Genomic DNA, 17,210 nt, shown 5'->3' on the forward strand with positions numbered 1-17,210 from the left:
GCCAGCCGTCATTGAGTTGCTTGCAGAATGCCGCTCATCTTGGACACCGCCGTCTCAAGAGGAGCGCGGTTGGCACCGGGGACCGAGGCTTCTATTCTCCGGAATGTGGCTAAGGCCTGGCCGACGACCTGGTCCATGTTGTAATAGCGGTAGGTCGCCAGTCTGCCGACGAACCAGACGTCCTCCGTCGTCCGCGCCAGCGCCTCGTACTTCCTATAGCGATCCGCATTCTCGGCGGTTGGCACGGGGTAATAGGGATCGCCTTCCGCCGTCGGGTATTCGTAAGTCAAGCTGGTGCAGGGGTGCTGCTGGCCAGTGAGGTGCTTGTATTCGGTCACCCGCGTATAGTCGTGCTCCATCGGGAAGTTGACGACGCCAACCGGCTGATGCCACTCCTGCTCCAGCGTCTTGTGTTCGAAGCGCAGAGAGCGATAGGGCAGCCGGCCGTAACAGTAGCCGAAATACTCGTCGACCGGCCCCGTGAAGATCAGCCGCTTGTAGCCGAACTCTTCGCGCATCTGCGAATAATCGGTTTTGAGCATGACCTGGATGTTCGGGTGGTCGAGCATGCGCTCGAACATACGGGTGTAGCCCGCGGCGGGCATATACTGAAGCTTGTCTGTGAAATAGCGATCGTCGTGATTGGTCCGGGTCGGGACGCGCGCGGTGACGGATTTGTCAAGTTCGGACGGGTCCACTCCCCATTGCTTGCGGGTGTAGCCCCGGAAGAACTTCTCGTAGAGTTCACGCCCGACACGGCTCACCACCACGTCTTCGGACGTGAGGATATCCTCGACCGGCTCGGCGCGCGCGGCGAACCAGTCTTCGAGCTGCTCCGACGTAAGATCCAGTCCGTACAGCGTGTTGATCGTGTGGAGATTGATCGGCACCGGCACCAGCGTCTTGTCGACTTCGGCCAGGACCCTGTGTTCATACGGACGCCATTCCGTGAATTGCGACAAATGATCGAAGACCTGCTCGGAATTGGTGTGGAAGATGTGGGGTCCATATTTGTGGATCAGCAGGCCTGCCTCATTGTAGCAGTCATACGCGTTCCCGCCGACATGCGGCCGCCGGTCGACAACAAGGACCCGGTCTCCACGCTGGGAGGCGAGCCGCTCGGCGAGCACGCTCCCGGCAAAGCCGGCGCCGACAACCAGCCAATCAAACATAGCTGCTCTCCGACGCATTAATCGCGTGCTGACTAGATGTGTGCCGCTCTCGCGTTTCGGCGATCAGCGACAGCATTCCTTCCCAGGTGGATATCCAGGACATGCCGGCCAGGTGTCGATCCACCTTTCGCAGCCAGTCGTCCTTCGGGCGAGCCAGCAAATGTTCGGCCCGTGCTATGAATTTCTCCGCATCGTCCGCGATTTCAACCAAGCCGAGCTGTCCGTAGGGCCGCACCACATCCCGGATCGAGGTGGATATCACCGGCACGCCTGCGGCAAGAAATTCCGGGGTCTTGGTCGGGCTGATGAATTTCGTCGCTTCATTCTTGGCGAATGGCATGATGCCGACATCCCATCCGGCCAGATAGCTGGGAAGCTGCTTGTAGTCCCTGCCCCCCAGCCAATGAATATTCGGCCGGCGTGGAAGGCCTGCCGCGTCGATCTTCACCACCGGTCCGATCATCACGAACTGCCAATCCGGCCGCAACGCGGCCATCCGGTCCACAAGGTTCAGGTCCATGCGCTCGTCTATCACGCCGAAGAAGCCCAGCCTGGGGCCAGCGATCTCGTCCTGATCGGGAGACGGCGAATGTAAATGACGGGCCTTGCCGAAATGGGCCTTGTCGATGCTGCTTGGGAATGGGTGGATGTTGCGATGACGATGCTGCTTGGCTTCATAAAGGCTTTGGCCACCGGTGAAGACGACATCGGCCCGCCTGAGCAGTTCGCGCTCTAGCGCCATCAAACGAGGTGGAGCGCCGCGGAAGCTCGAAAGCTCATCCATGTTATCGTAGATGCAGAGCTCTGCGGAAAGATGCCTGCTGAAAGGCAGGGCCATAGGCGTATAATACCACAGCAGTGCCGGCGTTCCATCGAGGCCGTCTACCAGGCCGTCGACCAGCTTGCGTTGCGCGCGCGTGATCTGCGGCCCGTTGGAATGTCCTGGGATGTGCGGCGTTACGACTGTTATCCCGTCGGCGGTCGTGTAGCTTTTGAGGTATGGCGAGTTTTCTCCGATCAATATAGGCTCTTCGATGAAAAACACATCGTAGTACCGACTAGCTTGGGTTAGTATGTGCTGCGGCCTCTGGAAGACAAAATTCCACCTCAGATGCGAGAAACACACCAAGCTTCTACGCGTTTTCGGCCTGTAAACGTTTTCATTCTCTACAATGGCTTTCATTTTCGGATCCTGATGGATACATGGGAAACGTAAACTTGACACGATCCTAACCTGGCCATTTCGGGATTGTTCCGTGACAACGCGGAAAACGATAACCGATTAAATGACGGCTGCTGATGCCCGCGCATCGGCAGCTGGGTGTCGCCGAGCAAGCACCCGCTCTTCTCGGCGACGAATGCGGACCATATGCAGGAATGGACCGAGACTGCGGCCAACTGACAACTGATCAAAAGATGCTATGCATTCGGCAGTCCAGAGACTGGTCCGGCAGCTAAACCCCCACACCACTCATACGGCACTTACTAGCGTGTCGGCCCTCCAGGAACCTGGTAGCGTCGGCCTTAGCCTGACGATTGGGAACAGTCTTCCTGACGCCTCGCCCGAGGGTCGACTGCGGTTGCCGGGCACTGCAGGCTGGCGGTCGGTGCACATCGGAAGGAACATCTGCATCCCTCACTTGTTGGGCCGATATCGACGAAGCAATTCCCAACGTAGAGGCCGACCATGCAGACGGAACCTGACAGCACGCGCTTGGAAAATCCGTTGCCCAAGCAGCAACAGGACATGCCCGGCTCTACGGACGAGATGACGCCCCGGCCCGACCATGGCGAGGAAAGCTATCGAGGGAGCGGGAAGCTCGAGGGCATGGCGGCAGTCATAACCGGCGGGGATTCGGGCATCGGCCGAGCCGTCGCTATTGCCTTTGCGCGGGAAGGGGCGGACGTGCTGATCGCATATCTCAACGAAGACGACGATGCGCGCGAGACGGCGCGCTGGGTTGAGAAGGCCGGCCGCAAGGCGTTGCTCGTGCCTGGCGACGTCTCCGAGGAGGCACATTGCCGCGAGATCATCGACCGCGTCATTTCCGAATTCGGCCGCCTCGACATCTTGGTGAACAACGCCGCGCACCAAGCCACGATCGACCGCATCGAGGACCTCAGTGCAGAAGAATGGGACATAACTTTCCGAACCAACATCTACAGCCAGTTCTACCTCAGCAAGGCGGCTATCCCCCACATGGAGAAGGGCGCGAGCATCATCAACACCGCTTCGATCCAGGCCACCAAGCCGTCGCCGCAGCTGCTTGCCTATGCAACCACCAAGGGCGCGATTGTCAATTTCACGATCGGCCTTGCGCAGATGGTTGCGGAGCGCGGAATCCGGGTCAATGCCGTCGCCCCAGGGCCAATCTGGACGCCGCTGATCCCATCGACGATGCCGCAGGAAAAGGTGGAGCAGTTCGGGAAGAATACGCCGCTCGGCAGACCCGGCAATCCGGCCGAGCTTGCTGGCGCCTATGTGCTGCTCGCCTCGCGGGAGGGAAGCTACATTACCGGCGCTGCCATTCCGGTGACCGGCGGCAACCCCCTATAGCCGGCGCTCCGGCCTGCTGGCGATCGGCACGCCGCCTATGGGCAGCTACTGGCATGGGCATCAGCAAGATCGATTGCATCTCATGTAAGCGGCCGCCACTTGATCTCCAGCGGTGCCGGCGCTGATCTTCTTATTCTGCGGACGCACCGGAGACTTCAAAAAGCCCAGCGCTGGCCTTCGTAGGTGGAGCCAAACTGGGTGCCACGGTGTTGCTCATCCCCCAGCGCGGATCAGAATCGAGAAGCTGGTCGCCCCCACACGAGGCGTCAGACGGGCTGGACTGTATAGTCCCAGCCCGGCCGGCAGCGCGCCGATACGGTTGACTGCCGAACCAACTGGCCGGCTGGCCGGAAGGACGCGCCCCGGTCGAGTAATTCGTCTTTATTGTACGCCCGCCTCGAACCGTCTGACGGGAGATTTACTCGCCAAAGTGTCGAACACGCACATCAACAGGTCGAGTGCGACAAGATAGACGCTCCTGGGGTCATATTATAGTAGACGGCCGAACAGATGGGCGGGCGATACCGGTCTGTTCAGATGGCGATCAACGCTAAAGACGATCCCAATTTTCTCATCTCGTGCTCGCGAGGGTTCGATCCTTTGCAGAGCGGCGGGCTCAAAGCTCGGTGCTGCTTCGGCCCCTTTCGAAAACAGGGATGCTTTCCTCGTCCTCGTCGTCACTGGTCGGTAGGTCCTCGGCGTAGCTGCGGGTCAGCTCCTCCGTCTCGCCCAAGCCGTCAATCGTCTCATTGGCGCCTGCCCCTTCATCATGTCGGCCAGTGATCTCACTGCGCGGTCTGGCACCTATGGGCTGGTCGACATCGTCGGCTCCGACAAAGCCGGGATCGGCGCCCTGCCTATCCTCATGGCCCGCGGGGCTGTCCAATACCGCGGCATCCTCCCGGCGGATGGGCTCATCGTTGGCGAAGTCGCTAGGTTTCGAATTCGGGGTCTCGGTCGTGCTGGGCATCTAAGGCACTCCTGTTGGCCTGGGCACCTCCTGTTGGAAGGCCAACGTCCGCCGACGGCGGAAGTTGCACATGCACCGGGTCTATGCACCTGCACAACCGACCCGTAGGCAGGTCACCTGCCGGCGGCGATTGTCCTCGGTCAGGTCCTGCCCAGTTGCTGGGCGCATCTTTGGCTTCGCCATTCTTCGCACAGGAGGTCATGAGCATCAGAGCTTTTTGGTGCGCTGCCAGCTGGGCCTGGGCGTAGACTTCGTGAAATGCATGACTGCTGTTGTCACTCAGAGCTTTCAACTGGGGGGCAGGCTTGCTCGCGATCAGGCGCCACCGCGACGTCGTCCTTCTTTGCCACCGCCATGAGCTGCTTGAAAAACGTCGTATCCCTGATCATCACACGGGCGGATTGCTTTACGGCCGATGTCTGCGATTTCGGCAGCCTCAATTACTCGAGCGGATCTCGAAGAGCTCTGAACTCGCGGCAGCCGCGACACATTCCTGCGGGGACTTCGTTGCGGTCTGAGCCATCGCAAACGAGCTCAGACCGATGGTGATCGCAGCTACGAGCGTTTCCACGAAATGCATGTTGTTCTCCTTCGACGGTTCAGTTGACTGGGCCGAACCTCGCCGGTTGTCGGCGAAAGAGGGAAAGAGCCGCCCTATTTCTTGGTACGCGGCCCCCCATTCGACAGCGCCCGTAACTGCTTTGCAGCCGACAGCAAAGCTGCGCGGTCTCTTCCGGTAGCCTTGATTAGCTCGCGAACCTGTTCTGCTGTGACGTCGCTTTGTCTGGCCATGTCTTCGATCTCGTCTTCATCATCCGACAACATCCGCTTGCTTTTGTCATCTACCATTTTCTTTCTCCTTCGCTCGGGAGCAACGCACGATCAGCCCTCTCGTTGCGGGTTTCTAGGCAAAGCGGAATGTTTGGGCAGACCGGCAGAGAGATAACCGAAACAATCGGCCCGTTGTTTGCACCCATGGGATGAGGAAGGATTTTCGCGCATCCAAGCTTCCGAATCGCGATTGCGCTCCCCAGTACGCTGTCAGCGGTGCTATTGCTCGTCAGGACCTGCAGCTGTCTTCGACCTGGTCTGCGCAGTTTGCGCAGCTGTGCGTTCAGCCCCAGGAGCCGCCTCAGGAAATAAACGCTCGTGCGTTAATGCGAACTAGCAGCTGAAAGCGTGTCGGTTCTCCCATTCACTCAGGTTCGCCGGGGCTTTCCTGTTTGCGAGATCGACAGCAGGCGGCGCTCATACAGCTGCTGCCGGTATGGGTCATCGATAGCGAAACCTCTCGGCGAGACGGAGCCCAAGGGCTAAGATCGTCAGGGTGGGATTGGCCTGGCTAGATGTGGCCAGAACCGAGCCACCTGCGATGTGCAGGTTCGTCAGCCCATGGACTCGGCATTCAGCGTCAACAACTCCGTCATAGGGGCTGGCAGACATTCGCGTGGTGCCGAGATGATGACCATTCATGGCTCCTGATTTTCTTGCCATCTCGACCACATTGTCAGGCTCAAATCCAGAAATTGTGCCTCCGATCTTCTCCAACTTGCAACCCAGCAGCCGATAGGCGCGCGCAATGCTCTGGAGATCGTTGTCCGTGATTTTCCAATCGACCCGCAGCTTCGGCATACCCAATCGGTCGCGTTCGGTCGTCAACGTCAACCTACTTGCGTGGTTCGGCTCCTGCTCCGAATGGAACTCAAGGTTGACCAAATTGGAACGCGGCTCCAAAACCACAGAGGGTACTTTTCGGCGTGCGAATGTTCGATTCGCCATCCAGCCCGCACCGAAGCGCCCGAGACGCAATGGCGAAGAAACGACGTTCTGGATGTGCGCGAACTTTTCCTCCAGTGTCACTGAATTTTGCTGCTGACCTCTCAGGTGTTTTGGGAGAAATGTCCTCTTAACGAGATACATCGCGGAGAGGATCGGGTCATTATGGCTGGGGTCGGCAGGGTCCGGTCGATGGGTGCGAAAGATCTGGTTGAGCAACCCATGCTCCCGCTGCGCTTCGTCCGTGAGCGCCAGCCGCCTTCGGCAATAGATTCCGGCCGCGTCCCGCTCGTACCCAAAAGCAATTGCCTGAATGGCGTTCGGCAACCTTAGAGTTCCGACAGTGCCTCCGAGATGGGCCATATAGTAACGGCCAAGCTGGTCTCGGGCGTTGCCGATGCCAGTCTGCATCACATCATTCGAGGCGAGCAACAACCGGGTAGTCTCGAAGCCCCCGGCGGCTAATATGTAATGGCACGCTGTGACCTGACGTTTTGTGCCCTTCAGGTCAACAATATCGACGTGGTGGACGGAGCGCCCGTTTGGCGCCAGGCGAATTCCCGTTACCGCGGCGTTTAACCAGATGTGGATGTGCTGTGAGCACCGCAGCAACCTTGAAAATCGCTTCCACATGTTGGTTGGTGGGCTAAACCGCTCCAAGCGCGTTCTAAACGAATGGCCGTCGACACCTTGGACGAGTTCAGATGGAGAACCTGGTAGCGCACTTGTTGGATCGTAGTCGTATGGCCCAGCCTCGATCACCTCGTTTGCCCGACGATAGTAGGGCAGCAGGGTTTCGTAAGTGATTGGCCAGCCCGATTGCTTCACCCATTCGCGCTTCTGAAAGTCAATGCTATCGAAGGGCACGCAGCGGCCCCCCCAGGCTCGGCTCGAGCCACCCAGAGCGCGTATCCGGAAACTCTGGAGCGACGGGTGGACGTGGGGATCTGCAACAATGCCGTCATAGAACTCTTGCGACCGCTTGGTCTGCCACCTTCCGCCCGCTTCCAGAACGCAAATTCGAAGCTTCGTGTTTTCGAGAGCCGAGGCAATGGCCAGTCCGACAGTGCCACCTCCGATAATGCAGATATCATAGGTAAGTCCGTCACCCGCTGTGGTGAATTGAGCGATCAACCTTCACTCCGTCGCGAAGCAAGGGATTTGCGTGAAGCAGGACGGTGCGCTCCGAACGCCAAGCGCGCTCGAAACACACCCTAGTCAGGCTTGGGGAAGCACGTAGGGCGCGAAGGATCTGTGGGCAACTCCCAACTCGGTCGCATCTGAAATCCGCGATCCAAAGATGTTGTCCTGAGGTTTGCTGGGCTAGTCGGTATCACTAAGAACCCCGGTTATTTGCGCCGGCGGCATCCCGCTCTGTCCAGTTGCTCGTCGGGCCAGCCGCCAAGGACAGCTCAAGCAGGCCCGGTAACTTGCGGCCGTTCGTTCTGGCGCCGCGCGAAACGGTGCTGCGATTGCGATCGCGCATTTCGGGCTGGGAGGTACCCACGGCCGGCGCTCTTTCTGTCCACTTTACGCGCCCCGAACGTGCAAGAGGGCCGGGAAACATAGACGCATTAGGTGCCGCAGAATGTCTGTACGACGCGCTCATCCGGCCGGGGCGGTTCGGCGTAGCGCTCCATTCCCGGTTGCTCGTCGAAAGGCCGACCGACGACGCTCAAAAGCTCATCGAACGGTTGGAAGTCGCCGCCCAGCGCCGCCTGGATCATCTCCTCGATGCGATGGTTTCGAGGAATGAATTTGGGGTTCATGGAATGCATGGCAGAACGGCGCGAGGCCGTGTCGGCTGATTCGCTTGCGATCCGTTCGTGCCACCGGGCCGACCAAGCATCGAATGCGCCTGAATCCTGAAATAGCTGCCGCGCCGTGAGCTGACCTTGCGCCGCGTCAAGGTCGTCGGCCAGGCGACGGAAGCCGAGCGTAAAGTCCACTTCGCCGCGAGCCAGCACATCCAGAAAATCGGCCGCGAGCTGCAAGTCGCCTTCCGCCTCGGTCAGCAACCCGAGCTTTCTGCGGAAACCGCGCTGCAAAACAGCCTCATAGCAGGACTGAAACGACCTCAGCACATCTTCGGCTTCAGAAACTGCCTCATTCTCGTCCGTGTTCATGAGGGGCAGCAGCGTCTCGGCAAAGCGCGCAAGGTTCCATGTGGCGACACGAGGCTGGTTGGCGTAGGCATAACGACCGCCGCGGTCGATCGAACTGAACACCGCGCTGGGGTCATAGGCGTCCATGAAGGCGCATGGGCCATAGTCGATCGTCTCGCCCGACACCGCCATGTTGTCGGTGTTCATGACGCCATGGATGAAGCCGACCAGCATCCAGCGTGCCACCAGATCAGCCTGTGCGACGACAACGGCCTCGAGCAAAGCGCCGTACGGCCGTGCTTGCCCCGCCAACTGCGGGAAGTGACGCTGAATGGCATAGTCAGCGAGGATCTTGACCGCCTCGGTATCGTTGCGCGCGGCGAAATACTGGAAGGTTCCTATCCGAATATGGCTTGCCGCCACTCGTGTCAGAACGGCGCCGGGCAACCGGACCTCGCGATAGACCGGGTCGCCGGTGAGCACCGCCGCCAGGCTCCGCGTCGTAGGAATGCCCAGCGCGGCCATTGCTTCGCTGACGACATATTCGCGCAGGACAGGGCCAAGGGCTGCGCGGCCGTCACCGTTGCGCGAGAACCGCGTCGGTCCCGATCCCTTCAACTGGATGTCGCGCCGAATGCCGTTGACGTCCACCACTTCGCCAAGCAGCAGAGCGCGTCCGTCGCCGAGTTGGGGCACGAAATTTCCGAACTGGTGGCCAGCATAGGCCAGGGCGACTGGTTGCAAGCCTTCCGGAAATCTATTGCCGGCAAGCATCGCCACTCCGTCCGGGCTGGTAAGCTGATCGGGATCGAGTCCGAGTTCCTCGGCGAGTGGCCGGTTGAACCGGATCAGCCGGGGTTCGGACACCGGCTTCGGATCTGTTTGCGCGAAGAAGCGCTCCGGCAATTGTGCATAGCTGTTGCGCAACGCGGGAAGCTTCTGAGTTGCTCGGGATAGTTCAGCGGTCGCAGGTGTCGTCATGAAAATCTGGCTCTGAAGCGGAGGTGCCGGGCGGCTCACATTCGACAAGCCTGTGTTTCATATAGGGATGGAACGTCGCTGGTGCCATGCGGACATCAGGTAGGCACCGGAAAAGCTAGGAACCACCTGCTTCCATTGCCGGGCGGACTACCCGCGCGACCACGCAGGCAAGGTGTTTCGCCCTACAGGCGCAAACGAGACCAGGGAGCCTATGCCCGTACGATCATCCGGCACTGAACTGGCAAGGCCGGGCTACTGGCGGAACTCCGTCGCCGCGCTGCTCCTGTCTGTNCGTACGATCATCCGGCACTGAACTGGCAAGGCCGGGCTACTGGCGGAACTCCGTCGCCGCGCTGCTCCTGTCTGTCAGTCTCGCCCAAACCTGGGCAGCGCTTGCGGGGGACACGAACGCCGCGCCGCTACGTGGGCGCCGATGAGTCCATTGCTGGCTGTGTCCGTGCACTTGAGCAGGACTATGCCCACTCGATCCGGCGGAAGCTGTTCTGTAGACAGATCAGGTCGCCAGTCGAGGCACGACCGGCCTGGCGGAGGTCGGACCAGGACAGGTTTGCGGCTCATCTTCGCCGTTCAGGTCCCTGTTCAGTTTCCCTCTGTGCGCGCGGACAATCGGCCGCACGGCGAACGGAACCGATCTGGACCTCAACAATCCCGAGACCACGCCGCGGACCGGTGTGTTGCCCGAAATCGGCCCGGCGGTCACCCGAATAATGCAGCCGAGCAGCTGAAACCTGACGCTCAGGTGCAGACCGGCCTTTGTTCATCGCGGCGGGGAACACGCCCCAGCTTCCAGGTGTGGCGCGGCGGGCATCTTCCAGTGCCACGCTAGGATGCTGGCTTCACAACAGCATTCCCGGCCCGCCTCGGTGTCCCCTCCCCGAGGCGGCTTTTGATTGGGCAGTCGGTCGGGAGCGCTGTAGGCACACATCGGTCACGGTAATTAGGATCATTGTCACACAGACGGCCAAATGTGCGCGTTTGCTGGCAGGATCGCCAAGGAACTTAGCAGCGAGGTTACAGTTCGGCTCAGGACTTTGAAGCCCTACAGGCGCAAACGAGACCAGGGAGCCTATGCCCGTACGATCATCCGGCACTGAACTGGCAAGGCCGGGCTACTGGCGGAACTCCGTCGCCGCGCTGCTCCTGTTATCCTTCAGTCTCGCCCAAACCTGGGGGGCGCTTGCGGGGGATACCAACACCGCCCTGGTCAACTGGGCTAAGGCGAAGACGCTTTTTATCGAGCAGCTCGACCAGTCGCCCCGAACTGTGGATACGCGGTTCAATGAGCCGACCCTGATCCGTCGTCCGGCGCCGTTGATCGTGGCGCTATCAGACGACGAGCGAGAGAGGAATGCGGCGACCGTCGACCTATACTCGCAAACCTTTGGTGAGCCATCGCTAAGGAGCTTCCTGTGGACGGGTATAGAATCCGGCAACCCCTTGACCCGCGACGAAAGTTACCGATGGGATTCCCTGGACGACCAGGGCCTTTTTGATCACCAGCGGCGACGTCTCCTTGCTGCCCGCCTGATCGATCTCGGCATCCTAAATGTCAGGCTGGGCCTCTCGAATCACCTGATCGATCTCAAGCGGGAGGAGACCTGGCGGGCGCACGACCGGCTAATCGATGACCTCGACGGCTTGGGCCTGCGGGTCAGCCTTGATCTGCACCATTTCGGCATCGAGGACCGGTTCCGTGTCGTCGGACCGGACGGTCGCACCAAGGGACCCGCCAGCTACTACCTTAACCACGACTGGCCCGGCTACTTCGCTGCCTTTGCACGCGCGGCGATCAAGCGCTACGGCCTGAAGGTCAAGGCAGTGACCTTAATCAACGAGCCGGAAACGACCATTGGCTTCAACAGCGAAATGTGGCACGGCGCGTTTCCGCGTTGGCAAAGCCCGTTGCACACCACCTATTATATCGAACGTGCCGTGCAGGTGGCCAAGGCCGCGGTGAGCGCGCGGCTTGCCATCGAGAAGGATCTGGCGCCAAGCAGGCGGCGCATGCTTTACATCCATCCCGAAGCGGCGGTCTTCAAGCCGGAGTGGGACGAGTTCAACCGGCACATACGTTTTTTCGGCAGCGACCTGATTCTGGGAGAAGACTGGCTGCTGGATGCGGATTTCGACAGGCTGGCGCTGATGACGCCGGCCGAGCACCTCGCGAAATGGGATGCGACCCCGCCTGCGTCGCGCACCTCCCTGGACTGGGCCATCAAGCGCTATCTCGACGGCAGCCACGCGACCGGCCGGTCGCTGCCGGACAGCCTCCAAAGGGTCCTGCACATGCTGAAGGAAGTCCAGGCGCTGCATCAGGAACTGAACAGGGCATTCAAGGTAACGATGAAGACGGACACGGTCTTCGGTATCGACTACTACGCTCACAACGAGGATTTCGCCACCAATGGGAAACACCTCAGCTCGGAGCCCCAAAATTACGTTGGTGAGGTCAATTCGGGCGCGCGGGCGGGTCTCCAGGCGGTGATCGTCGGCTACTATAATCGGTATCGCCTGCCGATGATGATCACCGAAACGGGGACGCCCTATTTCCACTACGGCGCGCGATGGCATCAGGAGATGCTGCTCGAGTGCGCCGCGGCCGCATCGGCCGGCGTGCCGCTGCTCGCGTATTCCATCTACCCGCTGCTTGACAGCTGGGGGTGGGAGACGGCGTTGTCGGTGCCACGGCCACAAACCCTCCTGAACCCCAGCGGTATCTTCACACTGGCTCTTGAGCCACGTCCCTTTGTCCGGAGACTCCTGGATTCGCTCAAGCCTGGTTTCCAGCCCTTACGCAGCTGGGCGAGCCCTGAATGATCCCACGATATGTCCTCAGCGAGCGCGGGCTATGGTGGGGAGGACCCCTGGCTGCGGCGGGGCGCTTCGCTCGGGCTGGAAGTTCGGGAGCGGGCGACGACGGTGAACGCAGCTCGACCCGTTCCTCGGCTATCAGCCTGGCGCCGCGTTCACATGTCAGGTAGCGCCAAAGCCACTGGATCGAGACCTGGACGCGGTGCAGAAAACCGACGAGCAGGTAAACATGGATAATCGCCCAAGCAGACCAAGCGAGCCAGCCTTTCAGCTTCAGCCTGCCGGACTCGAAAACGGCGGCGTGGCGGCCGGCAATCGCCGTGTTGCCGCGATTGCCGAAGGCGAAAGCCGGCAGATTGTCGCCGGTGTCTATCCGGCGTGCGAGAGCCTTGCCGAGATGCTCGCCCTGCTGCTTGGCGACCTGCGCAAGACCCGGCAATGATTGGCCGCTCTCATCGTTGAACAGGGCGACGTCGCCAAGCGCGAAGATGTCGGGATGGCCGACGACCTGCAGATCGGATCCGACCTTCACCGGGCCGCTGCGGTCGACTCCGACACCAAGCTGGGCAGCCAGGGGGGGAAGCCGCCACCCCAGCGGCCCAAAGCGTCAAAGCTACCGGGATGACGCTGGCCGCCGACCGTGATTTGATGCGCTTCGATCGCCTCGACCCGGTTGCCGAGCGCGATTTCGACGCCGAGCCTTACCAGGCGCATCCGTGCATACTCGGAAAGCTCCGGGGCGAAACCGGCGAGTAGACGGTTGCCGGCGTCGACAAGTATGATCCTTGTCTTCTCGGGCCGGATGTTGCGAAAGTCCCGCGCCAGCGTGTACCGGCTGAGTTCGGCGATCGACGGTGCGAGTTCGACGCCGTCGACCCGCCGCCGATGATGGCGATCGTCATCAGCCGGGATTGCTCGACGGGATCGGTGGTGCGTTCCGCGTGCTCGAATGGCAGCAGCAGCCGTGAGCGGATCGTGCGGGCGTCCTCGATGGTCTTCAAGCCCGGACAACCCCCCCAGCTCTCCTGGCCGAAATAGAAAGGCTGCGAGCCGGTCGCCAGAGCCAGGAGGTCGTATTGGACCGTGGTCCCATTGGCCAGCATCAGGATCCTGGCCCTGGTATCGATCTCGCTGACGTCGCCGAAGAGGACGTGAACCGACGGATAGCGGCCCAGTATCTTGCGGATCGGCTCGGCTATGTCAGGCGCGACGAAGCGCGGTATCAGGCTACGGCTGTGGCTGCTCTCGATGGCGAGCTTCATGCTTCATCCTCGCCTGTCCGGCATGGAAGTCAAAGCCTGACAGGTATGGCTTGCTGCGGGTTGGGGTTGTTGTCCGCTCCGGCGGTATCGGTCCAGGCGAGGCATCCGGCAATGACAGGCGTCGTGCCGACGATCAAGGCCCCGCGCGCGTGCAGGGCGACCAGGCCGCGCCGAGGAGACCCGGTCGACCGCCCAGATGGTTCCGCTGGCGTCGACCCATTTAAGGCGGACGTCGGCGGCTTGAACGGCCCGCATCATCGCCGCCGGTTCCATGCCCGAACGAAAGACGATGACGGAAGTGGCGGCACCGTTGAAAAGCGGGCTGGCGCCCGCTGCTAGTCCGGCAAGCAGGACGATGCCGGTCAGCGCTGCCGAAGCACCGCGTGCCGGTCCACCGCGGTTGGGGAGCACCAGCACCAGCAGCAGCGGCACGATGCCGAACATGACAAGCCACACAAGATCCCAGGCGAGCGGCATGTCGCTGTTCATCTTGACCCGGTGCAAGCCGAGCAGCCAATGGAACACAATGGCGTCCGCAAGATGCCAGACGCCGAAGCCGGTCAGGGCGAGCCGCAGGATCTCGGTCGTTGTTCCGGGCCGCGCGCCGGCCGCCCTCGCGGCCACCAGCATCACCGTGGGCGACAGCCAGCACATACATGAAGAGGTGGAAAAGGCCGTCGGCCATGATTTGGAAGCGCAGGTCGGAACCCGCCGGGTCGGCGAGACCCGAGAGAAGATGGTGCCATTGCAGGATCTGATGCAGGACGATGCCGTCGAGGAAACCGCCCAGCGCGAAGCCGAGCAGCAGCCAGCCGGCTCGCGTTGTCGGATCGAGTGTCGCGGTAGTCGCGTCCATGTCAGGACCATCGCCGCCAGGCTGAAGTGTCAAACTGCTGCACAGGGGCCGACATGTCCGGACTGGGGTCATGGAGACCATGACTCGACTCTATCCAAAAGGCAGATATCAGCCCACCAACCACCGTCACCAGAACCAGTGTCGCAGCAATCATCGCAAGCATGGATGGCAATCCTCAGCGCAGGTTCGGCCCCGCGGAACCTAACGGCGGCTTCCATCGAATGTTCCTCAACCGTGTCGGTTCTGCGGAGGGAACAATCAAGGTCCAGCACGGTTCGATGCTGGTTGACAGACGCCTCGAGCGGAGAACGGTTATGAGTGAATTTGCGGCAGCAGGTCCGGGCAGTCGCGAGGAGCACAAGCCGAGCGGCATCACCCGCTGGCTGTTTTCGACCAATCACAAGGACATTGGCACGCTCTACCTGATCTTCGCTTTTATGGCGGGACTCATCGGCATGCTCTTGTCGGTCTGCATGCGAATCGAACTGCAGCAACCCGGGATCCAGTTTTTCCCTGGACTGGCCTCGATGATCTACGGCTACCAAGGCGACGCGGCCATCGATGCCGGCAAGCAACTTTATAACGTATTCACTACGGCGCATGCCCTGATCATGATCTTCTTCACCATCATGCCCGCGCTGATCGGCGGGTTCGCCAACTGGATGGTTCCGATCATGATCGGCGCCCCCGACATGGCCTTCCCGCGCATGAACAACATATCGTTCTGGCTGCTGCCGCCGGCATTGATGCTGCTTTCGTTGTCGATCTTCATGCCCAGCGTCCCCGGCGGCTACGGTGCCGGGACCGGCTGGTTCCTTTACCCACCACTGTCGACCTCGGGCCACCCCGGTCCCGCGGTCGATCTGGTCATTCTGTCTCTGCATATTGCCGGCGCTTCCTCTATTCTTGGGGCCATCAATTTCATCACGACAATCTTCAACATGCGCGCACCAGGCATGACGTTGCACAAGATGCCCCTGTTCGTGTGGTCGATCCTTGTCACCGGGTTCCTGCTGCTGCTGGCCCTGCCGGTGCTGGCCGGCGCCATCACCATGTTACTGACGGATCGCAATTTCGGAACCACTTTCTTCGCGCCGGACGGCGGAGGCGACCCGCTGCTATACCAGCATCTCTTCTGGTTTTTCGGCCACCCGGAAGTGTACATTATGATCCTGCCGGCCTTCGGCATTGTTAGCCAGGTGATCTCAACCTTCTCGCGAAAGCCGATTTTTGGGTATCTCGGTATGGTGTACGCAATTGTGGCGATCGGGGCGATCGGTTTCGTGGTCTGGGCACACCACATGTATACCAGCGGAATAGGCCTCGACACGCAGCGCTACTTCACCTTCGCTACAATGGTGATCGCAGTGCCGACCGGGGTAAAAGTGTTCTCCTGGATTGCAACGATGTGGGGCGGTTCGGTCAGCCTGCGAGCGCCGATGCTCTGGGCGCTCGGCTTTATATTCCTGTTCACCGTGGGTGGCGTGACCGGTGTTCAACTTGCAAATGCCAGCCTCGACCGTGAATTGCATGATACCTACTATGTCGTCGCACACTTCCACTACATACTGTCGCTCGGAGCGATCTTCGGCATCTTCGCGGGCTGGTATTACTGGTTTCCGAAAATGACGGGATATCTGTACAATCCGGTTTTGGCCGGAATCCATTTCTGGACGACCTTCGTCGGTGTGAACCTCATCTTCTTCCCCCATCACTTCCTTGGAATGGCTGGTATGCCGCGTCGCTATGTCGACTATCCCGACGCATTCGCCGGCTGGAACCTGGTGTCCTCGTATGGATCGTATCTGTCCGCCGCGAGCGTGCTGTTCTTCCTCGTCGGCGTCATCGAGGCCTTCTACCGGCGGAGGGCGGCCGGCTCGAACCCCTGGGGGCCGGGAGCCACCACTTTGGAATGGGAACTGGCATCTCCGCCACCATTCCATCAATGGGACAGGCTGCCGAAGATCAGATGAGTTCGCGGGCGGCGCGACAGCCTGTCGGTCGAAATTGGGCGAACCGCTGTTCGCGGTTCGTGAATGGAGACCTATCGGAAGCTGATGGCCAGGACGGCGAAGAAGCTGAAGAGGGCCACTGCCCAGCAAAACAGCCAGTTCGCGATCATCAGAAACGATTTCAGGACGGTGGCGTGGCAGTAATCTTCAATGATCGATTGCATGCCCAGCCGCATGTGTATGCAGTTGACGAAGATGAAGGCGATCAGCGCCGGCGCGACATAGATCGACCCGATCGCGCCGAGGATGACGTCGCGAGGTTCTCCGACCAGCCGGATGACGATCGCGACGATGTAGATGGCGAGGATCAGCAGTGCGACGGACGTCAGCCGTTCCAGCATGAACGTCTCGGTTCCGTGTTTCGCCGATCCGAGCCTCCGCACACGGGAAGCCGGGGTTCTGATCGAGTGCTCGGAGCGGCCTGCCATGTTTCTCTCCCAAATCTCCCGCGTAGCGCGTGGCTTAATTTCGGCGCGCAGCGCGTGGCATTAAGGCTGCTCCTGCAACCGCAGGCCTGTCGGTGCCGATAGACGGTTCGCGAGTACAGTTTCCAGCCGGGCAAGGCGCACTTTCTGCGCGGTCAGCTGATATCCGCAAGGCCAGGAATTCCGGTCGGGTCCGCGTTCCCTGCATAGCCCGTGCTGAAGCCGAGAGATGCTGTGCCGCACAGCGTCGATCTCCTTGACA

The 17,210-nt window shown here is 60.7% G+C and carries 15 protein-coding genes and 1 pseudogene; 3 read left to right on the top strand and 13 right to left on the bottom strand.

What is annotated here, in order from left to right:
* Positions 1-8: 8 nt before the first annotated feature.
* Both glf and X739_RS140570 read right to left on the bottom strand, forming a co-directional pair.
* Positions 9-1,172 (bottom strand): UDP-galactopyranose mutase, encoded by a 1,164-nt coding sequence (gene glf, locus X739_RS140575; protein WP_023795872.1) that lies wholly within the window; start codon positions 1,170-1,172, stop codon positions 9-11.
* Positions 1,165-2,355 carry a glycosyltransferase family 1 protein gene (locus tag X739_RS140570; RefSeq protein ID WP_031252372.1) on the bottom strand — a complete coding sequence of 397 codons (1,191 nt, stop codon included), beginning with the start codon at positions 2,353-2,355 and terminating at the stop codon, positions 1,165-1,167. Before X739_RS140570 ends, glf begins: the two co-directional genes overlap by 8 nt.
* A 504-nt stretch (positions 2,356-2,859) precedes the next feature.
* On the opposite strand from X739_RS140570, the gene X739_RS140565 reads away from it, so the two are divergent.
* Positions 2,860-3,729, top strand: coding sequence for an SDR family oxidoreductase (locus tag X739_RS140565; RefSeq protein ID WP_031252374.1), 870 nt, complete (start codon positions 2,860-2,862; stop codon positions 3,727-3,729).
* Between the two features lie 616 nt (positions 3,730-4,345).
* Here the strand turns inward: X739_RS140565 and X739_RS140560 are convergent.
* From X739_RS140560 to X739_RS140545, 5 genes are all read right to left on the bottom strand, one after another.
* Positions 4,346-4,699 (bottom strand): hypothetical protein, encoded by a 354-nt coding sequence (locus tag X739_RS140560; RefSeq protein ID WP_023795875.1) that lies wholly within the window; start codon positions 4,697-4,699, stop codon positions 4,346-4,348.
* A gap of 436 nt (positions 4,700-5,135) precedes the next feature.
* Complete coding sequence (locus X739_RS1000000169565) at positions 5,136-5,279, bottom strand: hypothetical protein (RefSeq protein WP_023795877.1); 144 nt, start codon at positions 5,277-5,279, stop codon at positions 5,136-5,138.
* Between the two features lie 74 nt (positions 5,280-5,353).
* Positions 5,354-5,548, bottom strand: coding sequence for a DUF3606 domain-containing protein (locus X739_RS140555; protein WP_023795878.1), 195 nt, complete (start codon positions 5,546-5,548; stop codon positions 5,354-5,356).
* Between the two features lie 423 nt (positions 5,549-5,971).
* On the bottom strand, positions 5,972-7,609 hold the full coding sequence (locus X739_RS140550) for a GMC family oxidoreductase (RefSeq protein WP_023795879.1): 1,638 nt from the start codon (positions 7,607-7,609) through the stop codon (positions 5,972-5,974).
* A 440-nt stretch (positions 7,610-8,049) separates the two neighbouring features.
* Positions 8,050-9,561, bottom strand: a complete 1,512-nt coding sequence (locus X739_RS140545; RefSeq protein WP_051410634.1) for a protein adenylyltransferase SelO — start codon at positions 9,559-9,561, stop codon at positions 8,050-8,052.
* Positions 9,562-10,650: 1,089 nt separating this feature from the next.
* Here X739_RS140545 and X739_RS140540 point away from each other — a divergent pair.
* On the top strand, positions 10,651-12,399 hold the full coding sequence (locus X739_RS140540; protein WP_156939978.1) for a hypothetical protein: 1,749 nt from the start codon (positions 10,651-10,653) through the stop codon (positions 12,397-12,399).
* On the opposite strand, the gene X739_RS1000000170760 is transcribed toward X739_RS140540, so the two are convergent.
* From X739_RS1000000170760 to X739_RS1000000170775, 5 genes and pseudogenes are all read right to left on the bottom strand, one after another.
* Entirely contained in the window at positions 12,353-12,925 is a 573-nt protein-coding gene (locus X739_RS1000000170760; RefSeq protein ID WP_023795882.1) for a hypothetical protein, read from the bottom strand. The two genes, X739_RS140540 and X739_RS1000000170760, sit on opposite strands and share 47 nt — an antisense overlap.
* Positions 12,922-13,107, bottom strand: coding sequence for a hypothetical protein (locus tag X739_RS1000000170765; RefSeq protein WP_023795883.1), 186 nt, complete (start codon positions 13,105-13,107; stop codon positions 12,922-12,924). Before X739_RS1000000170765 ends, X739_RS1000000170760 begins: the two co-directional genes overlap by 4 nt.
* On the bottom strand, positions 13,095-13,655 hold the full coding sequence (locus tag X739_RS1000000170770) for an FAD-dependent oxidoreductase (protein ID WP_023795884.1): 561 nt from the start codon (positions 13,653-13,655) through the stop codon (positions 13,095-13,097). Before X739_RS1000000170770 ends, X739_RS1000000170765 begins: the two co-directional genes overlap by 13 nt.
* Positions 13,656-13,658: 3 nt before the next feature.
* Complete coding sequence (locus X739_RS01000000166590) at positions 13,659-14,285, bottom strand: DUF2243 domain-containing protein (RefSeq protein ID WP_245273949.1); 627 nt, start codon at positions 14,283-14,285, stop codon at positions 13,659-13,661.
* 67 nt (positions 14,286-14,352) lie between these two features.
* Positions 14,353-14,592 (bottom strand): annotated as a pseudogene (locus tag X739_RS1000000170775) (DUF2243 domain-containing protein); the annotation flags it as partial.
* A gap of 233 nt (positions 14,593-14,825) precedes the next feature.
* Between X739_RS1000000170775 and ctaD the strand changes: the two are divergent.
* The gene (ctaD, locus tag X739_RS140535) at positions 14,826-16,484 is read left to right on the top strand and encodes a cytochrome c oxidase subunit I (RefSeq protein WP_023795886.1); all 1,659 of its coding nucleotides are present in this window, start codon (positions 14,826-14,828) and stop codon (positions 16,482-16,484) included.
* A 71-nt stretch (positions 16,485-16,555) separates the two neighbouring features.
* On the opposite strand, the gene sdhD is transcribed toward ctaD, so the two are convergent.
* Positions 16,556-16,951, bottom strand: a complete 396-nt coding sequence (gene sdhD / locus X739_RS0135500) for a succinate dehydrogenase, hydrophobic membrane anchor protein (protein WP_031252375.1) — start codon at positions 16,949-16,951, stop codon at positions 16,556-16,558.
* Positions 16,952-17,210 lie beyond the last annotated feature (259 nt).

The organism is Mesorhizobium sp. LNHC209A00 (assembly GCF_000502915.1).
Classification (GTDB): Bacteria; Pseudomonadota; Alphaproteobacteria; order Rhizobiales; family Rhizobiaceae; genus Mesorhizobium.